The following is a 22,573-nucleotide window of genomic DNA, read 5'->3' on the forward strand; positions in this document are numbered from 1 at the left end:
TTGTCCTTCTTTCCTTTGATGACTAATCAATTGTTTTTAAGAATCGTGTAAATGCTTGTTGTCCTTCTTCATCTTGTTTAAACACACCAGCATTTTCTAATACATGTAAAAATACCTGTCCTACTTCATCTTGTAACATCGTATCTACTTTGTTAGCATCGATATTTGCATGTTTTTCCAATAAGTTTTCATACCAGTTTTGATGAACACGAATTTCTGTTGGCAAGTGTGCCTTTCCTTGAAGAAAACTTTCTTTAATCACATCTAATTCATGTACAAGACGTGCAGGTAACACTGCAAGTCCCATTACTTCAATTAAACCAATATTTTCTTTTTTAATATTATGATATTGGCTGTGTGGATGGAATATTCCATCTGGATACGTATCACTTATTCGATTATTACGCAATACCAAATCCATTTCATATGTATCATTTACTTTACGAACAATTGGCGTAATCGTATTGTGTCTTTCTCCATTTGTATTTGCTAGAACATGTACCTTTTCATCTGAATACTTCTTCCAATGTTCAAGTACATCACAAGCAAATGAAACCATATCTTCTTTATTTTTAGAGGTTGCGCGGATTACAGACATTGGCCAATTTAGACGACCATAATGTAAGTCTGCATATCTTGTGCTTCCATATTCATCAAGTGTGTTTGCTTTTGCCATTGCAAAGGTATAGTTTCCACCTTGGAAATGATCATGACTTAAAATACTTCCTCCCACAATTGGTAAATCTGCATTACTACCAATAAAGTAATGAGGTAAGAAATCCACAAAGTCACATAACGCTTGAAACGCATTTTGATCAATTGCCATCGGCTTATGTTCCTTATTGAAGATAATGCAGTGCTCGTTGTAATACACATATGGTGAATATTGCATAAAATATGTTTGCTCATTTAATCGTAAAGGAATTATACGATGATTGCTTCGTGCTGGATGACTAAGTGTTCCAGCATATCCTTCATTTTCCTTACATAACAAACATTTTGGATACTCTGTAGATTTTACATGTTTTGCGGCTGCAATATCTTTTGGATCCTTTTCTGGTTTTGCTAGATTGATTGTAATGTCAATTTCTCCATATGGTGTTGCAGTTTTCCACTTACGATTTAAACCCATTCGATCTTTTTGAATATAGTTTGTATGAATCGAAAAATTATAATAATGGTCACTTGCTTGTTTAGGATGTTGCTCATAGTCCACATAAAATTTTTCAATAACCGTATGTGGTCTAGGAACCATTGTATTCATTAGTTTTGCCCGAAAGATCTCTTTTGTTGCTTGTAAATCTTCTAATTTACCTGCTTCTAGTTGTTGTGCTTGTATATCATCAAGAATCTCCACCAATTCTCGATTTTCATGAACTTCTTGTAATGTAAATGTATCAAGTCCTAGTACATCCAATATTAAATTTGCACTATATACAACTTCCTCATCCCCAATGAGTTTTGTATGTATACCATAATTTAATAATTCACTTACTAGGTAATCCATTAGTTTTGTCCTTTGTGAAAGTTCCAAGCACTTTCAATAATTGCTTTTACGTCTGTCCATGCTGGATCCCATCCAAGCACTTCTTTTGCTTTTTTGTTTGAAGCAATTAAACGAGCGGGATCTCCTGCACGACGTGCTTCGATTTTACGATTGATTGAATTACCAACAACTTCACTAGCTGCATCAATGATTTCAAGCACAGAGAAACCAACACCATTTCCTAAGTTAAATACATTACTTTCATTTCCTGCTTTTAAATATTCTAGTGCACGTATATGTGCATCAGCTAAATCTAGAACATGAATGTAATCACGAATACAAGTACCGTCAGGTGTATCATAATCATCACCAAATACAGAAATGAATTCACGTTTTCCTAATGGGACTTGTAGTACAAGTGGAATTAAATGCGTTTCTGGTTGATGTAGTTCTCCAATTTTTCCATTTGGATGTGCACCACATGCATTGAAGTAACGTAGTGCAACATATTTTGTTCCATATGCAACATCACACCACTTCATCATTTTTTCCATTGTTAGTTTTGTTTCCCCATATGTATTTGTTGGATTCGTGATATCTGTTTCTTCAATTGGCATTTTTTTAGCATCGCCATATGTTGCTGCTGTTGATGAGAACACAATATCCTTCACACCTGTTTCATGCATCACTTCAAGTAATATTTGTGTCCCATAGACATTATTATCATAGTAAGCTAATGGTTTTTGCATACTTTCACCAACTAGTGAATTTGCCGCAAAGTGAATGACTCCATCGACGTTTTCTTTTTTAAATACATCAAGTAAAAATTCTTTATCTCTTAGATCACCTTTGTAAAAGGTTGCTTTTGGATGAATTAAACTTTCAAAACCCGTTTGCAAGTTATCCACGATAACAACTTCATACCCGCGATCAATTAATGTGTAAACCGTATGTGAACCGATGTAACCAGCTCCACCCAATACTAGTACTTTCATCTTTATTCCTTCTTTCCTTACGCAAATACTTTATGTCCACCAAATGGACGCACTTTCAATACATAACAACTACCTTCACCAAATACTGCCTCAATTCCTTGTTTGTATGTTGTAAGCATTTCATTTGGCACAAATGCTTGAATCGTTCCAGCAAATCCTCCACCATGCACACGACATACACCTTTTCCTTGAAGTATGTATTCACTCATTGCAAGACCAGTTGAGATATTTTGCTCATTGATGTTTTTATTTGAGTATACGTTTTGTAAGTATTTAAACGAACTATCTCCACTTGCCTTTACTAAGTTTTTAAATGTTTCAAAATCATTTGCCTTTAATGCAGCTACTTCATCAACCACTCGATCATTATCGCCAAAGAAATGATATGCACGAAGTACTGGGCGATCACCAATCGCATTACGGATATCTCCTACATTTGCATAGAATTCATTTGAATCTACTTCACGTAATACATCTTTTCCAAAATAGTTTGCTACTTTTTTCATATCTGCAGGTACAGCTGCATATTCATCTGTTAAATCTGCATGACTTCCTTTCGTATCAACAATACATAAACTGTGATTTGAAGAGTCAAAATCAAAGTCTACTTTTTCGACAATTGGGTTTTTTGGATCCTTGAAGTCAATTGTAATAAAACTTCCTACAGAACTAGCCATTTGATCCATCAAACCACAAGGTTTCATAAAGTATTCATTTTCAGCATATTGTCCAATTTTCGCAATATCGACAGCAGAAATACTTCCTTCGTTATATTCATGTGAAAGAATCGTTCCAAGTAAGGTTTCAAAAGCAGCACTACTTGATAATCCTGCCCCTTCAAGAACATCACTTGTCATATACGCTTCAAATCCACCAATAATACCACCTTTGTTTTTGATACCTGCTGCAACCCCACGAATAATTGCTTCAGATGTTCCTGCTTCTTTTTCATTGATGTCTAAGATTGCAGCATTTACTGGTTTGATATTAAACCCTTCTGAATCTACCACGATAACATCGTCATCACGTTTTGCAACTACAGCAATCGTATCTAAATTTACTCCAGCAGCAAGTACACGTCCACGTTGGTGATCTGTATGATTTCCACCAACTTCACTACGCCCAGGTGCAGAGTATACACGAACCTCTTTATCACCAAAATGATCTTTGAATGTTTCAAGTGCAAGTACATAACGTGCTTTTTGACGTTCAATTACACTTTCATCCACATATAATTCCAATAAATCTGCATCATGTTTTCCGGTTTTCATTTCTTCAATGAGTGTTTGAATGTTTGCCATTTTATTTTCTCCTTTACGATTTGGCTGCTGATTCACGAACAATCAGACTTGTATTTAAGACAATGCGTTTTCCACGTTGTCCTGTTTCAATATTTTCTAAAACCAATCCACCTGCATTATAGCCAAGTAGATGCATATGTTGATCCACGGTAGTAAGCATTGGACTACAATATTTACTTAGTAAGGTATTATCAAACCCAATAAGTGCAAGATCTTGAGGTATTTGAATTTGTAACTTCTTACATGCACTCATACATCCCATTGCCATCAAGTCATTACAACAAAAGATTGCATCATATCTTTGCTTGGATAATACGTCATAGAGTAGTCTAGCTGTATTTTCAATTACTTGCGCACTATTTCCATCTCCACTAGTCACAATCCGGTTTGTTGCATCTAGTGAATGTTGTGCACAAAACTCGATGAAAATTTCTTGTTTGATATCGTATGAATAACTATCATTTCCTCTAACAAAAAGAATATCTTTATGTCCTATTTCCCAAAGAAAATCAAGTGCTTCTCTAGTTCCTTTTACTTCATCACTTAAAACAAAAGAGAAATCACTGTGACTTGGATCTCCGTTAATAAAGATTAGTGGAACATTTCCAACAATACTTTTGAAATTTTCTTGATCCATATTTTCCGTAACCGGGTCAGCAATAATAATCCCAGCAACATTTCTTGCAATTAAGTTACGTACACAAGCAAGTTCCATATCCTTTTGGTTTTTTGAAAACGTTAATAATAACGAATAGTTTTTCTCATTTAAAGCGCGTTCGACTCCATTTACAACCTCAGAGAAGAACATGTTATCAATACTAGGTACGATCACTCCGATTGTTTTTGATGCACCAAGCTTAATTTCTTGTGCTTGTACATTTGGCACAAACTGTAATTCATCAATTACTGCTTGTACTTTTTCCTTCGTTTTTATATTTACTGGATAATTTCCATTTACTACTCTTGATACAGTAGCTACAGATACACCAGCTTTCTTTGCGACATCATGTATTGTTACTTTCATAGACTACCCCCTTACACATTTATAGTAAACGTTTACTATAATCGTGTCAATATGTTTGTTAATTTATACAAATGACTTGTTAAATAAGACAAATATGCATAGATATCGTTTACTATTTCATTTTAATAAAAAGGTTAGTCATAAAACCAACCTTTTTATTGATTATCATAAGTCAGAGATTCGAAACTTTTATCTATTACGATAGTTTAGTCTTTTTCTTACTGTGATGCCTACTATACTAAGTGAAGCCAGCACAAGAAGTAACCATGCGGCTTTATTACTTGCATCAAAAGTTGCAATACTTGGATTCTTTGATGCTTCGTTGTTTTTTGTATTATCATTTTGATTATTAATATTTTGATTTTTGTTACTTAAATCATTATTTTCTTTATCACTTTGATTATTCTGTTTATTTTCGTCACTGCTATCTATTTGAAGCTTCTTAAGATCTGCTTGCTTTTGTGTTAATAATTGAATTGCTTCATCAACTTGTTCTTGTGTTGCTTGCACATCATTTAACACAAATTTTGCATGATCTAAAGCAGTTACATAGTTTAACCAAGTTGATGATGTATAAAGATCTGCTTGTTCTAGTGCAATTGCTTTGTCGATTAGCTCTTGTAAGATATCTTTATTAACTATGCTCAATTTCTCTTTTGTAACAAGTTGCCAATCATCACTAGTTCCCCAACTGAACGCTTCTGCTTTTACATATAAACCAACTTTTACTGTCGCTTCGGATTCCAAATCAAAAGTAATCGTTGGTTCTTGCCAATTGCACCAACCATCAAGTTCGATACGTTGTTTGTGATTTTTCTCTCCATCGATTTCAATAAATGAATAAATATCTGAAGTATCTGTATTTGCCCCTCCTTGAATATGTAGTGTGAATTTATGTTTACCTGCTGGTAGACTCACTTCTTGACTTATCTCAAATTCAATTGGTTCCTCATTATAAAAGTGCACACTATAATCACCAGTAAGTGGATCATCCGTTTTACGAGATACATAACTTTGCGATATATCATACATTGTCATATCTTCATCTTCAAATCCTGGATTTTGGAGAAGGTTTATTACATCTACTTCAGGTTCTTCGTTGTAACCTGTAAAAACATACTTATATACATTCAATGAAGGTAAAGCATGTCCAGCAAAATCAAACATCGCTTGATTATCAACTTCAGTACCACCATAGTTTGAAGTAGTTGCAATCCCACTACCTGTAGGACTTTTATCATATGATGTTGCAGCTTTTGTTGCCCATCCTGATCCATACGTTTCCCATAACGCTAAGTTATCAGCGCGTTTTCCTTTTCCTTCGTTTACTGGAATCCAAGTATTCTCCCAATAAAAGACACCAATCCCTTTATTGTTCTTTACATCATTATTTACGGTATTAACAACATCTCTAAACATATCCGCTTGGCCATCAACTGAAGCTTCATATCCTTTAAGTTGGTTTGTGTTTTTAATTAAGTTTGCTTGATCATCACCATCTGCCAATGTATAAGGATACGCTGTTTCGGCTACCATCACCTCTTTATCAAAATCATCAGCAATTCGATTTAATTGCGTTGATAATTGTCCTAAAGTTCCATGCCACACTGGATAGTATGAAGTAGCAACAACATCAAAGTTTACTCCTGCATCATATAATTCTTTTGTATAATTATATGGATTTCCTTTTTCAGGATTTGTAAAATGTACTACCACTTTAATATCTGAATTTACATCACGAATCGCTTTGCTTCCCGCATGAAACAACTTAACTTTATTTTCAAGTTTTGTTTCTCCACAGATTCCCTGACCTGTTGTCTCATTTCCTACTTGAACCATACCAACATCAACACCAGCTGTTTGAAAAGCTTCTAAACTTTCTTTTGTATAATTGTATATTTCAACAGCTTTTTGATCTGCTGATAATCCTTCCCATGCTTTTGGTGCATTTTGACGACCTGGATCTGCCCAGAAATCTGAATAGTGAAAATCAACTAAGAGTTTCATTCCATTTGCAGTTGCACGTTCTCCGATTTCAATCGCTTTCGCTAAGTCGGAGTTTCCTCCACCATACCCATTGCCATTTTCATCATATGGGTCATTCCATACTTTTACACGAATGTAGTTGACCCCTGCATCTGCCATAATCTCAAACACATCTTGTTCTACTCCATCAAAGTTATAGTACTTCCCTCCACTATCTTCAACAGATATTACACTTGATGCATCTGCACCCAGTATAAAATCACTACTCAAATTATCTACTTTTTGAACACTTATTTCTTCATTTGCATCTTCATCTTTCATCATTGTAGGATGTTTATAGTTCGCTAAACATGTAAGCACAATGAAAACACCCATTAAGAATATGGTTCCATTTTTAATTATTTTATTCATTTTTGTCCCCTTTTTTCACACATGAATTTTACTTATACTAATTCTGTAAAATCCTTAATTACCTTTTTTACATAAGGCAGTTTCTTATAAATCTCATATTGATTTGCTGAATCGACCACAACAATATTGCGACATCCAGCTTCTGCTGCATTGTTTATACCACTAATAGAATCTTCGATAACTAGAATATCTTCAATTGGTGTGTGTAATTTTTTTGCTGCATTTTTAAACATTGCAACTTTGTTTTTATAAGTTCCATCATCAAATATAATATCAGATGGTTGAATCCAAGCATCTAAGCCAAAAGATTCTATAAAGAAATCTATGTTTTCCTTTATTGATGCACTTGCTATTGTAAATGGTATATTTTGGCTTTTGAGTTTATCAAAATATTCTACACTCCCCTTAACCAAATGAAATGTATCCGTATCTTTCTTACAAAAGTCTCTATATATTTCTTCTTTTAGTAAGGAATACTGTGCCATCTGTTGGTCAGTAGCTTTACCATCCAACATATATTGGATAACTTTGTTGTTTGGAACACCGTTAATGTGTTCCAACAACTCAGCTTCTTGAAGTTCGATTCCGCGTAGTTTTTTTGAAATTTCTCCCCACGCTTTAATATGTTTGTCGTTATCAAAAAACAACGTTCCATTGAAATCGAAAATGACTGCTTTATAATCTATATTCATTCTAACTCCTTTGTTTGTGAGATACGCTTATACCAATATGCTGATGCTTTTGGATAACGTTTTTGACTTTCATAGTCAATGTAGAATAGACCATAACGCTTATTGTATCCATTTGTCCATGAGAACATATCCATTAACGACCAGATAAAATATCCTTTTACATTTACTCCTGATTCTACTGCTTTAAGCAAGTAATATAAGTGTCTTCTTACATAGTCAATTCTTGGTGTATCATCAATAATCCCATCTTCAAAATCATCTTTGTAACCCATACCGTTTTCTGTGATATAGATTTCTTTATAGTTTGGATACTGTAACTTAATTCGAAGTAACATATCAAACATACTTTCAGGATGGATTAACCAATCCCAATCCGTACGATCAATTCCATCTTTTTCCATACGTTCCCCAACACCTTGCAAACAGAATCGAGAGGTACCTTTCTCACCAGTTCCATTATGGAAAATATCGTTTTCTCCATCATACGCTTGAATGAAACGACTTTGATAATAGTTCATTCCAAGATAGTCATTTAGCTTTGCTGCTTTACGCATCACTTCTAAATCTTCATCACGAATGATAATCTTCCCACCTTGTAAAGATGCTAATTTATTTGCAATTTCTAATGTCTCACAACTATATTCACCTAAGAATGTAGCATCAAGTAAAAATTGATTTTGCAACACATCTTCATTTTTGGCTGCTTGAATATCTTCAATTTTCAACTCATTAAACGGATATTTATACTCAAGTGATTGTACAACACCGATTTTTCCTTCATAGTTTTTTTCTTTATATACTAGGACTGCTTTTGCATGCGCTAGCATCATATTATGCATGGCTTGAAATGCTTTGGTTACATTGTATTTTTCTCCATATGGAAACGTCCCTTCAATATATTGATTTGTAGCAACTGCCCATATTTCATTGAAAGTAAACCAATATGTGACTTCATCTTTGTATTCTTCAAAGCAGAATGCTGCATATTTCACAAATGCATCAATGGTATCATTACTTAAGAAATCTCCGTTTTTGTACAATTCGATAGGTGTATCAAAATGATGTAATGTAACAAACGGTTCAACCCCATTCTTGCGACATTCTTTAAACACATCATGGTAGTAATCAATTCCTTGTTGATTGATAGCACCAGTTCCATCTGGAAAGATTCTTGCCCACGAAATAGAAATACGAATTCCATTAACTCCAAACATTTTGCACAACTTCAAATCAACTGGATATTGATGATAGAAATCACTTGCTGGATTTGCTTGGAATCGTCCTTTTTCTTCTAAAAACTCATCCCAAGACACCGCTCCTTTTCCATATGCTCGAGTGCTTCCTTCACATTGATATGCTGCAGTCGCTCCACCAAAAATAAAATCTTCTGCGAATTTCATGTTTACCTCCAAATTTCAAACCTATATTTGGAAAGTAACAGTTAAGTTACTTTCCGTATTCATTATTTTTATTTTTCTAATACATCCAAAATGAAGTTCACAGCTCCTTTTGGATCTTTTGTTAGTGCGATATACTGTGCACCTTTAGTTGCTACAACTTTAATACCTAAATCTTTTGCTGCATCTTTGACTTCATCTAAATGCGATTGAACTTGTGGTGATAAAACCACAACATCGAAGTTTTTAAGAATATCATAATGTGACCCATATGCTCCAGCTTGCGCAGTCATTGGTGTTCCAGATTCTTTTGCACCTTCTTCAATTGCATTTGCAAACATTGCACTTGTTCCTGCACCAACGCAAAGTACAAGTACATTTACATTATCTGTAAGTTCTTTACGTACTTTTTCTACTGTAACTGTTTTTTCTTGCGAATCCATCGTTTCAAGTTCTTTTGCCTTCTGCGCTTCTTCGATTAGTAAACTATCATCATACGCTTTAATAAATGGTAGATATATTATTGAATCCACAACAATAAGAACAACTGCTAATACAACTGCTAGAATACTAACTCCAGTTCCAAGGATCAACCCAACTGGTGCTGGCGTTGCCCATGGAAGTACATACATAAATGAATCCATATTTAAGACATCAACAAAGAACTTGAAAATACTAACATTTACCATTGGTGCTAATAAAAATGGAACAAAGAAGTATGGGTTCAATACAATCGGTGTAGCAAATAGCAATGGCTCATTTACTGCAAAACATACAGGTACAAATGATGCTTTACCAACTGCTTTTAATTGTTTTGATCTTGCAAATAACATGAATAAGAATGGAACAACTAATGTAGCTCCTGTACCACCCATCGTACCAACAAAGTTTCCTAATCCAACTGTAAGTACATTTGATGCATGTTCACCTGCTTTGAATAACTGTAAATTTGTTTCTACATTTGCATAAATGATTGCGGCAATTGCAGGTTCAACAATTGATGGTCCATGTACTCCAACAAACCAGAACATTGCCATAGCTCCCCAAATAATACAAATCCCTAAATATCCATCAGCAGCACTAAATAATGGTTGTAATAATGTAATGACTGCCTCAGCAAATGTTGTTCCTACTGTATATGTAGTAATAACATCAATAATCACACAAATAAGTACTGCAAATGAGAATGGGAAAATATCTCTAAACATTTGTGATATTGTTCCTGGAACTTCTTTAGGCATACGAATCGTAATGTCTTTCTTAACACAGAAACGATATACCCAACATGTAATAAATGCTGCGATAAAACTTGCAATTAATCCTTTTGTTCCCATGAACGCAGTTGAGAAGTTTCCATCAATTTGCGCAACACTTAGGAATAAGAATCCACAAATACTTGCCAACATAACGGATACTGGATTGATCTTTTTGTTTTGTGGCATTTTACGGTTCATTGATTCTGCTAAACAACGTGCGGTTGTTGCTGTTACAAGCAACCCAACAACTCCCATCGTATATCCATATACTTTCCATAACCAAGTAGATACTTCCTCTGGCCATGCAAATCCGAAAATTTCAGGAATTGCTGCTGCTAGAATGAATACACTAGAGAATAGAATTGCAGGCATAGCTGTTAAAAATCCATCTCGAATTGCCCCTAAATAAATGTTTTGCGCTAATTTATCAAAAAACGGTTTTGCTTTTTCAATTTGACGAATAATTCCCCCCATATTTATTTCTCCTCCTTTTGTTTATAAAGTTCAATAAAATCAGTAACGATATCTCTTAGTAAAATCGTAGTCATTAAATGGTCTTGTGAGTGAATAAAAATAAATCCAAGTTCCATTTCTTGACCAGCTGCTTCTTCAGCTAAAATCTTTGTTTGTGCTTGATGTGCAAGATTAAGATTTTCATCAGCTTCTTGTAGTCGCTCATCCACATTTTCAAAATTTCCTTTTCTTACTTCCTTTAGTAATTCAAGAAGTGAACTTCTTGCATCTCCTGCGTAGGCTACGATTTCAAAACCTACCATAATCAATTCGTTTTTTTCCATCGATTATTTCTCCTTACTTTTAAATTTTGATACATCGGTAATTCGTTTCAAACAATAGAAGCTCTTTCATATATATAAGATTCATATGCATAAGAGCCAACACGTATCAATCTCATATATACTTCCCCTATGAAGCAAAAGTTTGAATTCCTTGTATATTCAAATTGTAAACGCTCACAAAACAGGAGTCAACACTTCCAAACATTTTTAATCAAATAAAAACACATTAATTTCAATATTTGTTTGATTTTCGACACATAACTATAATAATTGTTTGTTTTTGTTTGTTTCTTGTTGACTATGAGTATATCAGGGTGTATATTCAAAGTAGATAGAAACTATAAATATAGGAGATAGAACATGTTAAAAAGAGAACGTTTATTAAAAATATGCAACATGGTAAACGAATTTGGAATTGTAACTGTAAACGATATTATCAATGCACTTGATGTATCAGATATGACTGTACGACGTGACTTAGATGAACTTGAGAAATCCGGAAAACTTCTTCGCATTCATGGTGGTGCACAGAGTTTAACCTTTTCATTAGACCATGAATTATCACACGTTGAAAAAGCAACTGTTCAATCTATAGAAAAACAACAAATTGTAAAACATGCGAGTTCACTTATAAAAGAAGGTGAGACTATTTTCTTAGGACCAGGAACAACAATCGAAATGTTGGCAAACCGAATTCGTGGTAGAAACATTCGCGTAGTCACAAACAGTTACCCTGTATTTGAAACACTTATTAATCACAAACCAACGGAAGTAATTCTTACAGGTGGTGAATATCGTAGTCATACGGGAGCCTTTGTCGGTCCTATTGCAAATTCCATATTACTTAAATTGAAATATACAAAAGCTTTTATTGGTTGTAATGGTATCTTTAATAGTCAAATTACAACATACTCTCTTGAAGAAGGTGAAGTACAGGCAATTGCCTTAAGTAATTCTCGTAATCGATATTTACTTGCGGACTATAAAAAGTTTAATCGTGAAGATTTTTATGTATACTATGATTTACATGATTTTGATGCAATTATCACTGATCAAAATCTAAGCAAGGATACGCGAGAACACTACCAACAATATACTGACATTATTATCGCTAGTACAAAGTTTTAAAAAAGGATGAACTCCGATATGAAGTTCACCCTTTTCTTATACCCATTGATTATTGTTTTTAGAATAACGATTCATTATGTAGCGATAAATGATTAACAGAAATAAAGCAGCGGTAATCCATGCCGCTGGACTTGCTAAACAAATCACATCATAGCTTTTCATACCAGCACCAATAAACCCTACAACAATTCGTGCAAGTAGTTCAACGACACCTGCAAACATCGGTAGAAAACCAAATCCCATTCCTTGAATTCCACTACGATACGATAAGATAATATGTAATGGCACAAAGGTTAATCCTACATACATCATATATGTATCAACATAGCCAATAATTCGGTCTACATGATTACTTACAAATAAATACGTTACGTACTTACCAAAAAAGATGACAACGATTCCAATAACTACGGAATATGTAATTCCAAAGAAATTTGCTGCTTTGAATCCTTCTTTGATTCGATCTAAACGACTTGCTCCCATGTTTTGTGCACAATACGTTGCCATCGTTGTTCCTATAGATGCTAACATTTGTGTTGCAACTTGTTCAATTTTTACAGCAGCGGCAAAACCTGCTGCAGGAATACTACCAAGCGTATTTAGCGCACTTTGTACAACAATGGTTCCAATTGCGGTAATTGAAAATTGTAATGCCATGGGTAATCCAATTGCAAGTTCACGACGAATCAAATATCCATTGATTTGCCAATGGTTCTTACGTGTATGAAACTCTGGCACTTTCTTAAGTATGTAATACAAACATAAAAGTCCAGACACGCCTTGTGAAATTACAGTTGCTAGTGCTGCACCATCTGCTCGCATTTTAAATACAATAATGAACACTAAATCCAAAACGACATTCAAAACTGCAGCTAACACAAGAAAATATAAAGGACGTTTACTATCACCAATTGCACGCAATAGTCCAGCTAGTAAATTATAGAGTACTTGCCACACAATCCCTAAACAAATGATATACATATATCCATACGCATCTTGATACATATCTTGTGGTGTATTCATAAGTTCTAATATTCCATCAAGAAAATAGATACTTACAAATGTTAGGATAACAGAAACAACAATAGAAATAATACATGCCATAGCAAAAGACTTTTTGATTTCTTCATGATTTTTAGCACCAAAGAAGTTCGCAACAACGACACCAAACCCACTTGTTAGTCCCATCAAAAAACCAATGATTAAAAACACAAGCGTTCCACAAGATCCCACTGCCGCTAATGCTTCATGACCAACAAATTGACCAACAATTAACGTATCAGCTAAGTTATAAAACTGTTGAAATAATCCACCTAAAAATATCGGCATTGTGAAAGCCACAATTATACGCATTGGCTTTCCAGTTGTCATATCACTTCGTCCACTCATAAGCTTTCCCCCAATAAAATCTTTTCCCATTATACTTCTTTATACTACATGAAACAATATGTGCATCGCATAATTCGCACACTATTTCTTTATAAAGCGATTGCTTTCTGATAGCCATAATCCAAGTAAGGTTAAACCTGCCCCAATAAGTAAAACCGGTGTTAATTTCTCATCAAGAATGATAACTGAAGAAACAAGTGTTACCACCGGAACTACATAGATATACACACTACTTTTTATAGCACCAAGAATTCGTACTGCTTGATTCCATGTCACAAAACAAATCGCAGAAGCTCCGACACTCAAAAACAGTAGATTTGCAATTACAGGTACAGACTGAAAGTCTTTAAGTTGAATATGAAAATCCATGAAAAATAAAAACGGTATCATAAATAGCAATCCATACATAAAAATATGACGTGTCATTTGTATAGTCGGAAACCCCAAATCACTAATTTTACGAATACATATGGAATAGACTGCCCATGCTAATGCAGCAAGTAAAGCTAGAAAATCTCCCATCGGATTCAATGAAATACTTTGATCACCAGGCAAACTAATAAGTATTACACCAATCATTGCCGCAACAAAACCGATATAAAACTGCATTCGTGGCTTTTCTGTTTTAAGAAATATAGTGGCAAGAATACTTGTAAAAAATGGTGCAATCGTAATAATAATGCCAACGTTAGAAGCACTTGTCATTGTAAGCGCAATGTTTTCAAGTAAATAGTACAGTGTAATCCCACTAATTCCTGCTCCTACAAAAAGCAATTGATGCTTTGCTTCCATCTTGATTGGTTTTGGATACATCAAGCAAAGTAAAATGAACGCAATCACAAAACGAATAAACAAAATTTCAACAGGAGAAAAATATTCCAAAAGCACTTTTGTTGAAACATAGGTAGTTCCCCAAATAATAATAGTTATCATAGCCAAGATATGACCTATAGTAGAACTTCTTTTCATGATATTTTTCTCCTTTAAATTATGCATAATCGTTATTTAATACATGTACAACTTATCTTACTACAAAACAGGACTTGTTTCATCAGACAATTTTGCTTTTTCGAGCTTCTTAATTTCTTTATTTAATTGTATGCCCATGACAACAGCTACTATAAATGAAAGAATGTCTGCGACTGGCTGTGCATATACAATACCATCAATTCCAAAATATTCTGGTAACAATAGTATCATAGGTATAAAGCATATCCCTTGTCGACATGCACCTAAAATGAAACCCTGTAAACCTTTTCCTAGTGCAAGATACAGTGATGAGTAGACTGTATAATAACCAAACAAAATAAATGAAAGTCCGTTCAGTTGCAAAGCATGAACACCAACCTCAATCAAATGTACATCATTTGATGTAAATTGCATAATAATCTCTTGTGCAAATATACTTGTTAGCACCCCAAAACATATGCAAAATATGGTAGACCAAATACATGATAGTTTAATTGAAGCTCGCAAACGTTCAAAGTTTTTTGCCCCAAAACTATACCCCGCAATCGGTTGAAAACCCTTAAGAAATCCAAAAACAATTAAACTCCCCATTGATATAATACGTGTTGTTGCCCCTAAAGCTGCAATAACAGAATCACCATACGGATTTGCTTTTAAGTTCACTAAACTAATCGCAACACTTGTAAGTAATTGAAAAATTAGTGTTGGTACTCCAATTTTCATGATTTGCGTATAAATTTCTTTTGATATCACAACATCTTTCAACTTAAAACTAAATACACTCATTTTTTTGAGAATATAGCATACATATACACAAGTTGAACATATTTGAGAAATTGCTGTTGCAATTGCTGCTCCAGCAACACCAAAACCAAGCGTGTAAATACAAATTGGATCTAATATAACATTCATACAAGCACCTAGCAATAATGCAAACATGGTAATTTTTGGTGATCCTTCACTAGTAACAATATTGTTCATTGTGACATTAAAAATATTAAAGATACATGATGCAATATAAATTGTAGCATATGTATAGGCATAAGGCATAATACTCTCTGTCGCCCCTAATGCAAATAAAATTGGTTTCATAAAAATAAGAGAAAAGCATATTACGATAATTCCAACGACCAAACTGCTATAAATTGATGTACTTGCAACCTGATTGGCTTTTTTTAGATCCTGTGCTCCTAAAAGTCGTGAAATATACGATGAAGCTCCATTACCAAACAGCAATCCGATTCCAACTATTGCTTGTCCAAGTGGAAAAGCAACTGCAATCGCCCCCATTTGACTCGTTCCTAGTCCCCCAACAAAATATGCGTCCACAAGATTATAAATTGCATTTACCATCATTCCGACCATCATAGGTAAACCCATCGCAATCAGTGCTTTTGACACTTTCATGCTCCCTAACATTTGACTTCTGTTTCTTTTTTTACTCATAACTTCCTTCTTTCTTGACTAAAGTCCTTACTTGTAATACTATAATTTATAGTATTACAGTAACATACACTACTATAAATTATAGTAGTTGTCAAGAGAGGAGATATATGGCAACTATCGATCTAATCGTACTAGGTATGATTAAACAAGAAGCACTGAGTGCTTATGATATTCAAAAACTTGTTGAATATCGAAACATTTCAAAATGGGTAAAAATAAGTACACCATCGATTTATAAGAAAGTTATTCAACTTGAAAAAAAAGGATATATTCAAGGTGAAATATTAAAAGAAGGCAAAGTTGAAAAAGTAATTTATCACATCACAAAAATGGGAGATGAAGTTTTTTCTACCTTAATGAACGAAATTACAAATCAACCAATTAATTTCTATCTAGATTTCAATGCAGTAATTGTTAATCTTTTAAGTACACCAAAAGACCAACAAAACGTATACATTGAAAATATAAGATTAAAACTGATGGATCTTCAAAATGAAATCGATAATAATTTAGAAACAAAAGAATCAGATAAACAAATCCCAGTAGTAGGTATGGAAGTATTAAAACAACAAAAACTACTAACAAATGCCATTATGGAATGGCTTTATACATTACAAAATACATTAAAAGATAATAAGGAGATACTATGAACTGGGAACCATGGACTGGATGTTATCCATTAAGTGATGGATGCAAAAACTGTTATTTTTACGGACCACACGCGAAACGTTATGGTCAAAATGAAATAATAAAAACTGATAAATTTGATTGGCCAATTCGCAAAAAGAAAAATGGCGAATACAATATCAAGGGAGATAAAATACTCGCTACTTGTTTTGCGACTGATTTTTTCTTGCCAGAAGCGGATGAAATGCGAAAAGAAGTTTGGGCGATGATCAAAGAACGACAAGATATCGATTTTCTAATACTCACAAAACGAATTGATCGTTTTTATGAATCGCTGCCTGAAGATTGGGGAGATGGTTATGATAATGTCAATATTGGTTGTACGGTTGAAAACCAAGAAATGGCAGATCAACGCTTACCTTTATTTATTTCATATCCGATGAAACGACGCTTTGTTGCGTGCGCACCATTACTCGGCCCTATTGATTTAACAAACTACATACATGCAATTGATCATGTTTCGGTCGGTGGTGAAACAAGCCGGGAAGCACGTGTTTGCGACTATCAGTGGGTATTAGACTTGCACGAACAATGTAAGCAAGCAGATAAAACCTTTTGGTTTAAAAACACAGGTTCACATTTTTTACGAGATGGCATCATTGAAAAAGTAAATCCATTTAAACAAACAACGTATGCTAAAGAACTTGATATTAACATATCCGATGGAAAACCATTATTCTAAAAAAGCCTGAAGATCCAATTCTTCAGGCTTTTACTCTATTATTCGTTATACGCTTTTTTGTATACTTCAAGAACTTCCTCATAATTACAAGCTCTTGGGTTTCCTGGTGTACATGCATCTGCCATTGCTGATGTTGCAAGTTCACCTAAATCTTCTTCTTTCACTCCAATTTCTTTTAATGTCGCTGGAATGTTTACATCTTTTGATAATTGTTTTACTGCATCAATTGCTGCTTGACGATATTCGTCTTGTGACATTTGATCTACATTTGCCACACCCATTACACGTGCAATTTCACGATATTTTTCGCCAGTGTAATCTTTGTTGTATTCCATTACATATGGAAGTAATACTGCATTTGCAATACCATGTGCAGTTCCATAGAATGCTCCTAGTGGGTGCGCCATTCCATGTACAACTCCAAGACCAACATTTGAGAATGCCATACCTGTCATATATTGAGCAAGTGCCATGTCTTCTCGTCCTTTTGGATTATTATTTACTGCATCACGTAAGCTTCTTGAAATGATTTCAATTGCTTTTAAATTTAACGTATCCGCTAGTTCCCATGCTGCTGCAGTTGTAAATCCTTCAATTGCATGTGTTAATGCATCCATACCTGTAGCAGCAGTTAATCCTTTTGGCATACTTGCCATCATATCAGGATCAACAATCGCAACCACTGGAATATCATGTACATCTACACAAACGAATTTACGTTTCTTTTCTGTATCTGTAATTACATAGTTGATTGTTGTTTCTGCAGCTGTACCAGCAGTTGTTGCTACTGCAATCATTGGTACTGCTTTATTTTTTGTAGGTGCAACACCTTCAAGACTTACTACATCACTAAACTCTGGGTTGTTGATGATAATCCCAATTGCTTTAGCTGTATCTTGTGGCGAACCACCACCGATTGCAATAATGTAATCCGCATCTGCTTTTTTAAATGCTTCGACTCCATCTTGTACCATTTTTACTGTTGGGTTTGCTTCTACTTCATCAAAAATTTCATATGGTAATGAAGCTGCATCTAATAAATCTGTTACTTTTTTAACGACACCAAATGTAACCAAATCCTTGTCAGTAACTACAAGTCCTTTCTTAAATTGACGTGCTTGTACTTCAGTTACAATCTCATTGATTGCACCTTTTCCATGATAACTTGTTTCATTTAAAATAAATCGATTTGCCATAACCTGACCTCCTATATAAAAAACGATACGCCTTTTTCTTATTCCTTGCAAGTATTTCGTCTACGCGTTCATGAGATTTTTCTTCACGGCATCCAATAAAAAAGCAACCCATTCGGCTGCTTCAATTTATTTATCTAAACGTCTGTATACGTCGATAAATTCATTTGCTAGAATTTTAAATGCTTCTGCACTCATTAATTGATCTTCCGCGTGAAGCAATAATAAAGTAACTTTTTCAAGTTCTCCATTTGCTTCTTGTTGGATCAATTTTGCGTGTGCGTGATGTCCTTCTGTAAAGAACTTTTCACCTTCACTAATTGATGCTTCTGCTTTTTCATAATCCCCTACTTTCGCATGTTGAATCGCTTCAATAAAACAACTTCTTGCGCCACCAACATTTGAAATAATTTGAAAACAAACTAATTCTAATCCTTCCATACATTCCTCCATTTTTATGTCATTTTGACTTTTGTATAGTATACCATATCTTGATTCTCGCTACACAAAAAAATAGAAATACCGAAGCATTCCTATTTCAAAGTTATTTACTTGTACTTCCAAAACCACCATTACGAACGCCAGTTGCATCATCATCTTCAACGATTCCATATTCCATGAAGATTCCTTGCATGAATCCATCATGTGCTTTTAATGAAATGGTTTTATTTTCATTTGAATCGTTTGTGATTTTCGCAAAGATGTGACCTTCATTATCACTATAGAAATAATCAGCATCAATAATACCTACCGTATTATTTAGTTGTAGACGGAATTTAAATCCAAGTCCACTACGTGGATATAATTGCAATACCCAGTTTGCTAACATTTCAACACGAATTCCAGTTGGAATTAATTTGGTTTCATTTGGTGCTAGTTCTAAATCAAAAGGTAAGAAAAAGTCATACCCTGCACTTTGTGCAGTTGCTCGTTTTGGCAAACAGATCGCATCATACAATTCATGTACATCTTTACCATCAAAACTTGAACTAAATTGTTCATAACTCACCTTGTGAAATTTCGCTACTTTTTTCATGGATTCTCCTTATACTTCAACAATTTTCTCTTGTGCTCTTGTGGCTTTCACATCAATCACTTTTTGATTTGATGATCCTACCCAAGGGGTTGTTGGTGAAAGTTGAGCTTCAATAAATTTCCCATCAACTAACACATCGATGTATGCCATTAATTCAAGATCTTTGACATCATCGTATAGATATCCAGTATACACCCAAATACTTTTCTTTGGAAATTTTTCTTTTAATTCTTTAACCAATTCGGTTACATCTTTACGGTTGTGTAAGTTTAGTGGATCTCCTCCACTTAGGGTTACACCATCAATGTAATCATTATCTAACGAAGCAAATAATTCTTGTTTTGCATCCTCATCAAATGCGATTCCACCTTGTAAAGACCAAGTGATTGGATTGTGACATCCAGGACACGCATGATCACAACCAGCTAACCATAATACTGAACGTAATCCCTTTCCATTTAGCATATCGTCTTTTGTAATATTGTGATATCTCATAAACTACATCGATTTTCTCTCTTTTATTTCTGCCATTTTCGCATCATTTAAACGAGAATCTCCTTTTACACGTGAGTATGATAAATATCCATTCATACGATCAATTTTTGTTAGGTTTGCACTTCCACATTTTGGACATACTTCCATTTCTAATTCTTCATGTCCACATTCTTCACAATATGCTAATGATAAGTTAACTCCTTCATAGAATCCCATTCCCATGGCTCTACGTACTAACGTTTTAATTGCATCCGTATTGTATCCAATTGGATATTTTACGTATTGAATTTTACCACCGTTAGCTAAATCCCAGAAACGTTTTTCTAAGTTTTGTTTTTCGATTGGTGAAATATCTTCTGTAACATGACAGTGGAATGAATTACTTACATATTCACGGTCACTTACATTTTCAATTACACCGTATTTTTTACGGAATTGTTGGATTTGTAATCCACATAGACTTTCTGCTGGAGTTCCATAAATTGCATAAAGTCTTCCATCTTCTTTTTTGAATTGTTCAATTTTCTTATTGATGTATTCAAGTACTTTTAAAGCAAATCCTCCATCTTGAACTAATGAACGTTTGTTGTAAAGTTCTTGTAGTTCATTTAATGCAGTAATTCCAAAAGATGCTGTTGCACTTTCAAGAATTGGTTTGATTTTGTCATGTAAACCTAAGTTTCCACCAGCAAAACCACCTTCACAGTATGCAAGAGGATTCACACTTGCTTTCATTTCTCCTAGGTAGTCATAGGTACGTAAGTGTAAGTTACGAATAAGTTCCATATATCCATCTAACACTTCGTAGAAATCACGACTTTCTTGTTGGGCTTTCGCTAAAATCATTGGTAAGTGTAATGAAATCGCACCAATGTTAAAGCGACCAACGAAGAATGGTGAATCGTTTTCATCTGCTGGTTCAAGTCCACCACGACGGTAGTAAGGACTTAAAAACGCACGACATCCCATAGGTGAAATAATTTCACCATATTTTTTGTAGATGCTAGGTACATATCCTTCACCAGTTAAACTCAACCAATCTGGATACATTGTTTTTGAACTACATTCAATACCTTCATTGAATACATTTTCTAATGGCTTTCCTTCACCGTGTAAGTTTTCATCATATAAGAATACAAGTTTTGGGAATAACACTGGTTTTTTGTGTCCTTTCTTTCCTTGTCCTTCTTTACGTACACGTAACATTTGAATGCTTGCCATTTGTTCGAATTCACTTTGTCCAATTCCCATTGACATCGTAATAAATGGGTAATCTCCACGGCTACTTGAAACAGAGTTAAACTTGTATTCCCATCCTTGGAAACCTTGTCTAAAGTCTCTTTCAATGTCTTTCATTGTGATTTCTTTTGCTTTTTGTTCATCTAGACCTAAATCTGTGTAATGTTTTAAATAAATCTTGTATGATTTTTCAGCATATGGTTTTAAAATCGTTTCTACATTAGGAACGGTAAATCCACCATATTGTTGACTTGCTGCACTAAGGACAATATCCCCAATAACATCAAATGCAACATCTAATGTTTTTGGTTCATTGTACCAAAGGTTTCCCATTTCAAATCCACCACTTAGTACATTTTGCACATCAAATAAACAGCAATTCATCGTATCACGACGTGCACTCATGTCATGAATATAAATATATCCATCACGAATTGCTTGTAGTTCTTCTGTTGTTAAGAAGAATTTTTTGTATAGTTCCTTATTTAATTCATTAAAAATTAATGAACGTTTTGTCGAAACTAATGCACTGTCTGTATTTGAGTTTTCTTTGTCTCCAATATACATAATGCTTTGACTTTTTTTATACACCTCATCAAGCATATGTACAAAGTCAATTTTGTAGTTACGGTAATCACGGTAACTCTTTGCGACTTTTGGATTTGTAAGTTCAAGTGCAGCTTCTACGATATTATGCATTTCTTGAATCGTAATCTTTTCATTCTCCACTTCACTTACTTGTTTTTCTACATCTTTACAGATGCGATCAATTTCCGCACTCTTAAATGAATATAAGGTACGGAAAGCACTTTTATTGATTGCTACTACGACTTTATTTATGTTAAACACTTCTAGTGTTCCGTCTTTTTTAACAACCCTAACTTTTGATAGTTCCATAACACTTCCCTCTCTCTTTCAAAATTTTTGCCTGCTACTATTGTACACATTTTCAAGCAAGAATGGG

20 protein-coding genes are annotated in these 22,573 nt (G+C 34.2%); 3 read left to right on the top strand and 17 right to left on the bottom strand.

Going from position 1 to position 22,573, the window contains the following annotated elements; all coding sequences use genetic code 11:
- Positions 1 to 22: 22 nt before the first annotated feature.
- From M2098_RS05910 to M2098_RS05950, 9 genes are all read right to left on the bottom strand, one after another.
- Complete coding sequence (locus M2098_RS05910) at positions 23 to 1,507, bottom strand: UDP-glucose--hexose-1-phosphate uridylyltransferase (RefSeq protein WP_280682581.1); 1,485 nt, start codon at positions 1,505 to 1,507, stop codon at positions 23 to 25.
- A complete protein-coding gene (galE, locus tag M2098_RS05915; RefSeq protein ID WP_280682579.1) occupies positions 1,507 to 2,481 on the bottom strand; it encodes a UDP-glucose 4-epimerase GalE in 975 nt (324 codons plus the stop codon). Before galE ends, M2098_RS05910 begins: the two co-directional genes overlap by 1 nt.
- Positions 2,482 to 2,498: 17 nt before the next feature.
- The gene (locus M2098_RS05920) at positions 2,499 to 3,782 is read right to left on the bottom strand and encodes a galactokinase family protein (RefSeq protein ID WP_280682577.1); all 1,284 of its coding nucleotides are present in this window, start codon (positions 3,780 to 3,782) and stop codon (positions 2,499 to 2,501) included.
- 13 nt (positions 3,783 to 3,795) lie between these two features.
- Positions 3,796 to 4,806, bottom strand: coding sequence for a LacI family DNA-binding transcriptional regulator (locus tag M2098_RS05925; protein WP_134167694.1), 1,011 nt, complete (start codon positions 4,804 to 4,806; stop codon positions 3,796 to 3,798).
- A 189-nt stretch (positions 4,807 to 4,995) separates the two neighbouring features.
- Positions 4,996 to 7,203, bottom strand: a complete 2,208-nt coding sequence (locus M2098_RS05930) for a glycosyl hydrolase 53 family protein (protein ID WP_280682574.1) — start codon at positions 7,201 to 7,203, stop codon at positions 4,996 to 4,998.
- Positions 7,204 to 7,235: 32 nt separating this feature from the next.
- The gene (locus M2098_RS05935) at positions 7,236 to 7,895 is read right to left on the bottom strand and encodes an HAD family phosphatase (protein WP_280682572.1); all 660 of its coding nucleotides are present in this window, start codon (positions 7,893 to 7,895) and stop codon (positions 7,236 to 7,238) included.
- Positions 7,892 to 9,295 carry a 6-phospho-beta-galactosidase gene (gene lacG, locus M2098_RS05940; protein ID WP_280682570.1) on the bottom strand — a complete coding sequence of 468 codons (1,404 nt, stop codon included), beginning with the start codon at positions 9,293 to 9,295 and terminating at the stop codon, positions 7,892 to 7,894. Before lacG ends, M2098_RS05935 begins: the two co-directional genes overlap by 4 nt.
- Positions 9,296 to 9,363: 68 nt before the next feature.
- Complete coding sequence (locus tag M2098_RS05945; RefSeq protein ID WP_280682568.1) at positions 9,364 to 11,022, bottom strand: PTS transporter subunit EIIC; 1,659 nt, start codon at positions 11,020 to 11,022, stop codon at positions 9,364 to 9,366.
- 2 nt (positions 11,023 to 11,024) lie between these two features.
- On the bottom strand, positions 11,025 to 11,345 hold the full coding sequence (locus tag M2098_RS05950; protein ID WP_280682566.1) for a PTS lactose/cellobiose transporter subunit IIA: 321 nt from the start codon (positions 11,343 to 11,345) through the stop codon (positions 11,025 to 11,027).
- Positions 11,346 to 11,705: 360 nt separating this feature from the next.
- Between M2098_RS05950 and M2098_RS05955 the strand changes: the two genes are divergently transcribed.
- Positions 11,706 to 12,473 (top strand): DeoR/GlpR family DNA-binding transcription regulator, encoded by a 768-nt coding sequence (locus M2098_RS05955; protein ID WP_280682564.1) that lies wholly within the window; start codon positions 11,706 to 11,708, stop codon positions 12,471 to 12,473.
- Positions 12,474 to 12,509: 36 nt separating this feature from the next.
- Here the strand turns inward: M2098_RS05955 and M2098_RS05960 are convergent, their stop codons facing one another.
- The 3 genes from M2098_RS05960 to M2098_RS05970 all read right to left on the bottom strand — a co-directional run bounded on the left by M2098_RS05960 (position 12,510) and on the right by M2098_RS05970 (position 16,277).
- Positions 12,510 to 13,862, bottom strand: coding sequence for an MATE family efflux transporter (locus M2098_RS05960; RefSeq protein WP_280682562.1), 1,353 nt, complete (start codon positions 13,860 to 13,862; stop codon positions 12,510 to 12,512).
- An 81-nt stretch (positions 13,863 to 13,943) separates the two neighbouring features.
- Positions 13,944 to 14,831, bottom strand: a complete 888-nt coding sequence (locus M2098_RS05965) for a DMT family transporter (RefSeq protein WP_280682560.1) — start codon at positions 14,829 to 14,831, stop codon at positions 13,944 to 13,946.
- Positions 14,832 to 14,891: 60 nt separating this feature from the next.
- Positions 14,892 to 16,277 (bottom strand): MATE family efflux transporter, encoded by a 1,386-nt coding sequence (locus M2098_RS05970; protein ID WP_280682558.1) that lies wholly within the window; start codon positions 16,275 to 16,277, stop codon positions 14,892 to 14,894.
- A gap of 107 nt (positions 16,278 to 16,384) precedes the next feature.
- On the opposite strand from M2098_RS05970, the gene M2098_RS05975 reads away from it, so the two are divergent.
- Both M2098_RS05975 and M2098_RS05980 read left to right on the top strand, forming a co-directional pair.
- Entirely contained in the window at positions 16,385 to 16,927 is a 543-nt protein-coding gene (locus tag M2098_RS05975; protein WP_280682556.1) for a PadR family transcriptional regulator, read from the top strand.
- Positions 16,924 to 17,646, top strand: a complete 723-nt coding sequence (locus M2098_RS05980) for a DUF5131 family protein (protein WP_280682554.1) — start codon at positions 16,924 to 16,926, stop codon at positions 17,644 to 17,646. Before M2098_RS05975 ends, M2098_RS05980 begins: the two co-directional genes overlap by 4 nt.
- A 38-nt stretch (positions 17,647 to 17,684) precedes the next feature.
- Here the strand turns inward: M2098_RS05980 and fucO are convergent, their stop codons facing one another.
- The 5 genes from fucO to nrdD form a co-directional block, all read right to left on the bottom strand.
- Positions 17,685 to 18,842, bottom strand: coding sequence for a lactaldehyde reductase (gene fucO, locus M2098_RS05985; RefSeq protein WP_280682552.1), 1,158 nt, complete (start codon positions 18,840 to 18,842; stop codon positions 17,685 to 17,687).
- Between the two features lie 126 nt (positions 18,843 to 18,968).
- Positions 18,969 to 19,280: a PTS lactose/cellobiose transporter subunit IIA gene (locus M2098_RS05990; RefSeq protein WP_280682551.1), complete on the bottom strand. Its 312-nt coding sequence runs from the start codon at positions 19,278 to 19,280 to the stop codon at positions 18,969 to 18,971.
- 103 nt (positions 19,281 to 19,383) lie between these two features.
- Positions 19,384 to 19,875, bottom strand: coding sequence for a deoxyuridine 5'-triphosphate nucleotidohydrolase (locus M2098_RS05995; RefSeq protein WP_280682549.1), 492 nt, complete (start codon positions 19,873 to 19,875; stop codon positions 19,384 to 19,386).
- Between the two features lie 9 nt (positions 19,876 to 19,884).
- Complete coding sequence (nrdG, locus tag M2098_RS06000) at positions 19,885 to 20,370, bottom strand: anaerobic ribonucleoside-triphosphate reductase activating protein (protein ID WP_280682547.1); 486 nt, start codon at positions 20,368 to 20,370, stop codon at positions 19,885 to 19,887.
- Between the two features lie 3 nt (positions 20,371 to 20,373).
- A complete protein-coding gene (gene nrdD / locus M2098_RS06005; protein ID WP_134167668.1) occupies positions 20,374 to 22,506 on the bottom strand; it encodes an anaerobic ribonucleoside-triphosphate reductase in 2,133 nt (710 codons plus the stop codon).
- Positions 22,507 to 22,573 lie beyond the last annotated feature (67 nt).

It is taken from the genome of Breznakia sp. PFB1-19 (assembly GCF_029893935.1).
In the GTDB taxonomy this organism is placed as follows: Bacteria; Bacillota_I; Bacilli_A; order Erysipelotrichales; family Erysipelotrichaceae; genus Breznakia; species Breznakia blatticola.

Excerpts from the sequence above, each read along its gene's own strand:
- M2098_RS05910 (WP_280682581.1), bottom strand. The coding sequence starts at position 1,507 with ATGGATTACCTAGTAAGTGAATTATTAAATTATGGTATACATACAAAA.
- galE (WP_280682579.1), bottom strand. The coding sequence starts at position 2,481 with ATGAAAGTACTAGTATTGGGTGGAGCTGGTTACATCGGTTCACATACG.
- M2098_RS05920 (WP_280682577.1), bottom strand. The coding sequence starts at position 3,782 with ATGGCAAACATTCAAACACTCATTGAAGAAATGAAAACCGGAAAACAT.
- M2098_RS05925 (WP_134167694.1), bottom strand. The coding sequence starts at position 4,806 with ATGAAAGTAACAATACATGATGTCGCAAAGAAAGCTGGTGTATCTGTA.
- M2098_RS05930 (WP_280682574.1), bottom strand. The coding sequence starts at position 7,203 with ATGAATAAAATAATTAAAAATGGAACCATATTCTTAATGGGTGTTTTC.
- M2098_RS05935 (WP_280682572.1), bottom strand. The coding sequence starts at position 7,895 with ATGAATATAGATTATAAAGCAGTCATTTTCGATTTCAATGGAACGTTG.
- lacG (WP_280682570.1), bottom strand. The coding sequence starts at position 9,295 with ATGAAATTCGCAGAAGATTTTATTTTTGGTGGAGCGACTGCAGCATAT.
- M2098_RS05945 (WP_280682568.1), bottom strand. The coding sequence starts at position 11,022 with ATGGGGGGAATTATTCGTCAAATTGAAAAAGCAAAACCGTTTTTTGAT.
- M2098_RS05950 (WP_280682566.1), bottom strand. The coding sequence starts at position 11,345 with ATGGAAAAAAACGAATTGATTATGGTAGGTTTTGAAATCGTAGCCTAC.
- M2098_RS05955 (WP_280682564.1), top strand. The coding sequence starts at position 11,706 with ATGTTAAAAAGAGAACGTTTATTAAAAATATGCAACATGGTAAACGAA.
- M2098_RS05960 (WP_280682562.1), bottom strand. The coding sequence starts at position 13,862 with ATGAGTGGACGAAGTGATATGACAACTGGAAAGCCAATGCGTATAATT.
- M2098_RS05965 (WP_280682560.1), bottom strand. The coding sequence starts at position 14,831 with ATGAAAAGAAGTTCTACTATAGGTCATATCTTGGCTATGATAACTATT.
- M2098_RS05970 (WP_280682558.1), bottom strand. The coding sequence starts at position 16,277 with ATGAGTAAAAAAAGAAACAGAAGTCAAATGTTAGGGAGCATGAAAGTG.
- M2098_RS05975 (WP_280682556.1), top strand. The coding sequence starts at position 16,385 with ATGGCAACTATCGATCTAATCGTACTAGGTATGATTAAACAAGAAGCA.
- M2098_RS05980 (WP_280682554.1), top strand. The coding sequence starts at position 16,924 with ATGAACTGGGAACCATGGACTGGATGTTATCCATTAAGTGATGGATGC.
- fucO (WP_280682552.1), bottom strand. The coding sequence starts at position 18,842 with ATGGCAAATCGATTTATTTTAAATGAAACAAGTTATCATGGAAAAGGT.
- M2098_RS05990 (WP_280682551.1), bottom strand. The coding sequence starts at position 19,280 with ATGGAAGGATTAGAATTAGTTTGTTTTCAAATTATTTCAAATGTTGGT.
- M2098_RS05995 (WP_280682549.1), bottom strand. The coding sequence starts at position 19,875 with ATGAAAAAAGTAGCGAAATTTCACAAGGTGAGTTATGAACAATTTAGT.
- nrdG (WP_280682547.1), bottom strand. The coding sequence starts at position 20,370 with ATGAGATATCACAATATTACAAAAGACGATATGCTAAATGGAAAGGGA.
- nrdD (WP_134167668.1), bottom strand. The coding sequence starts at position 22,506 with ATGGAACTATCAAAAGTTAGGGTTGTTAAAAAAGACGGAACACTAGAA.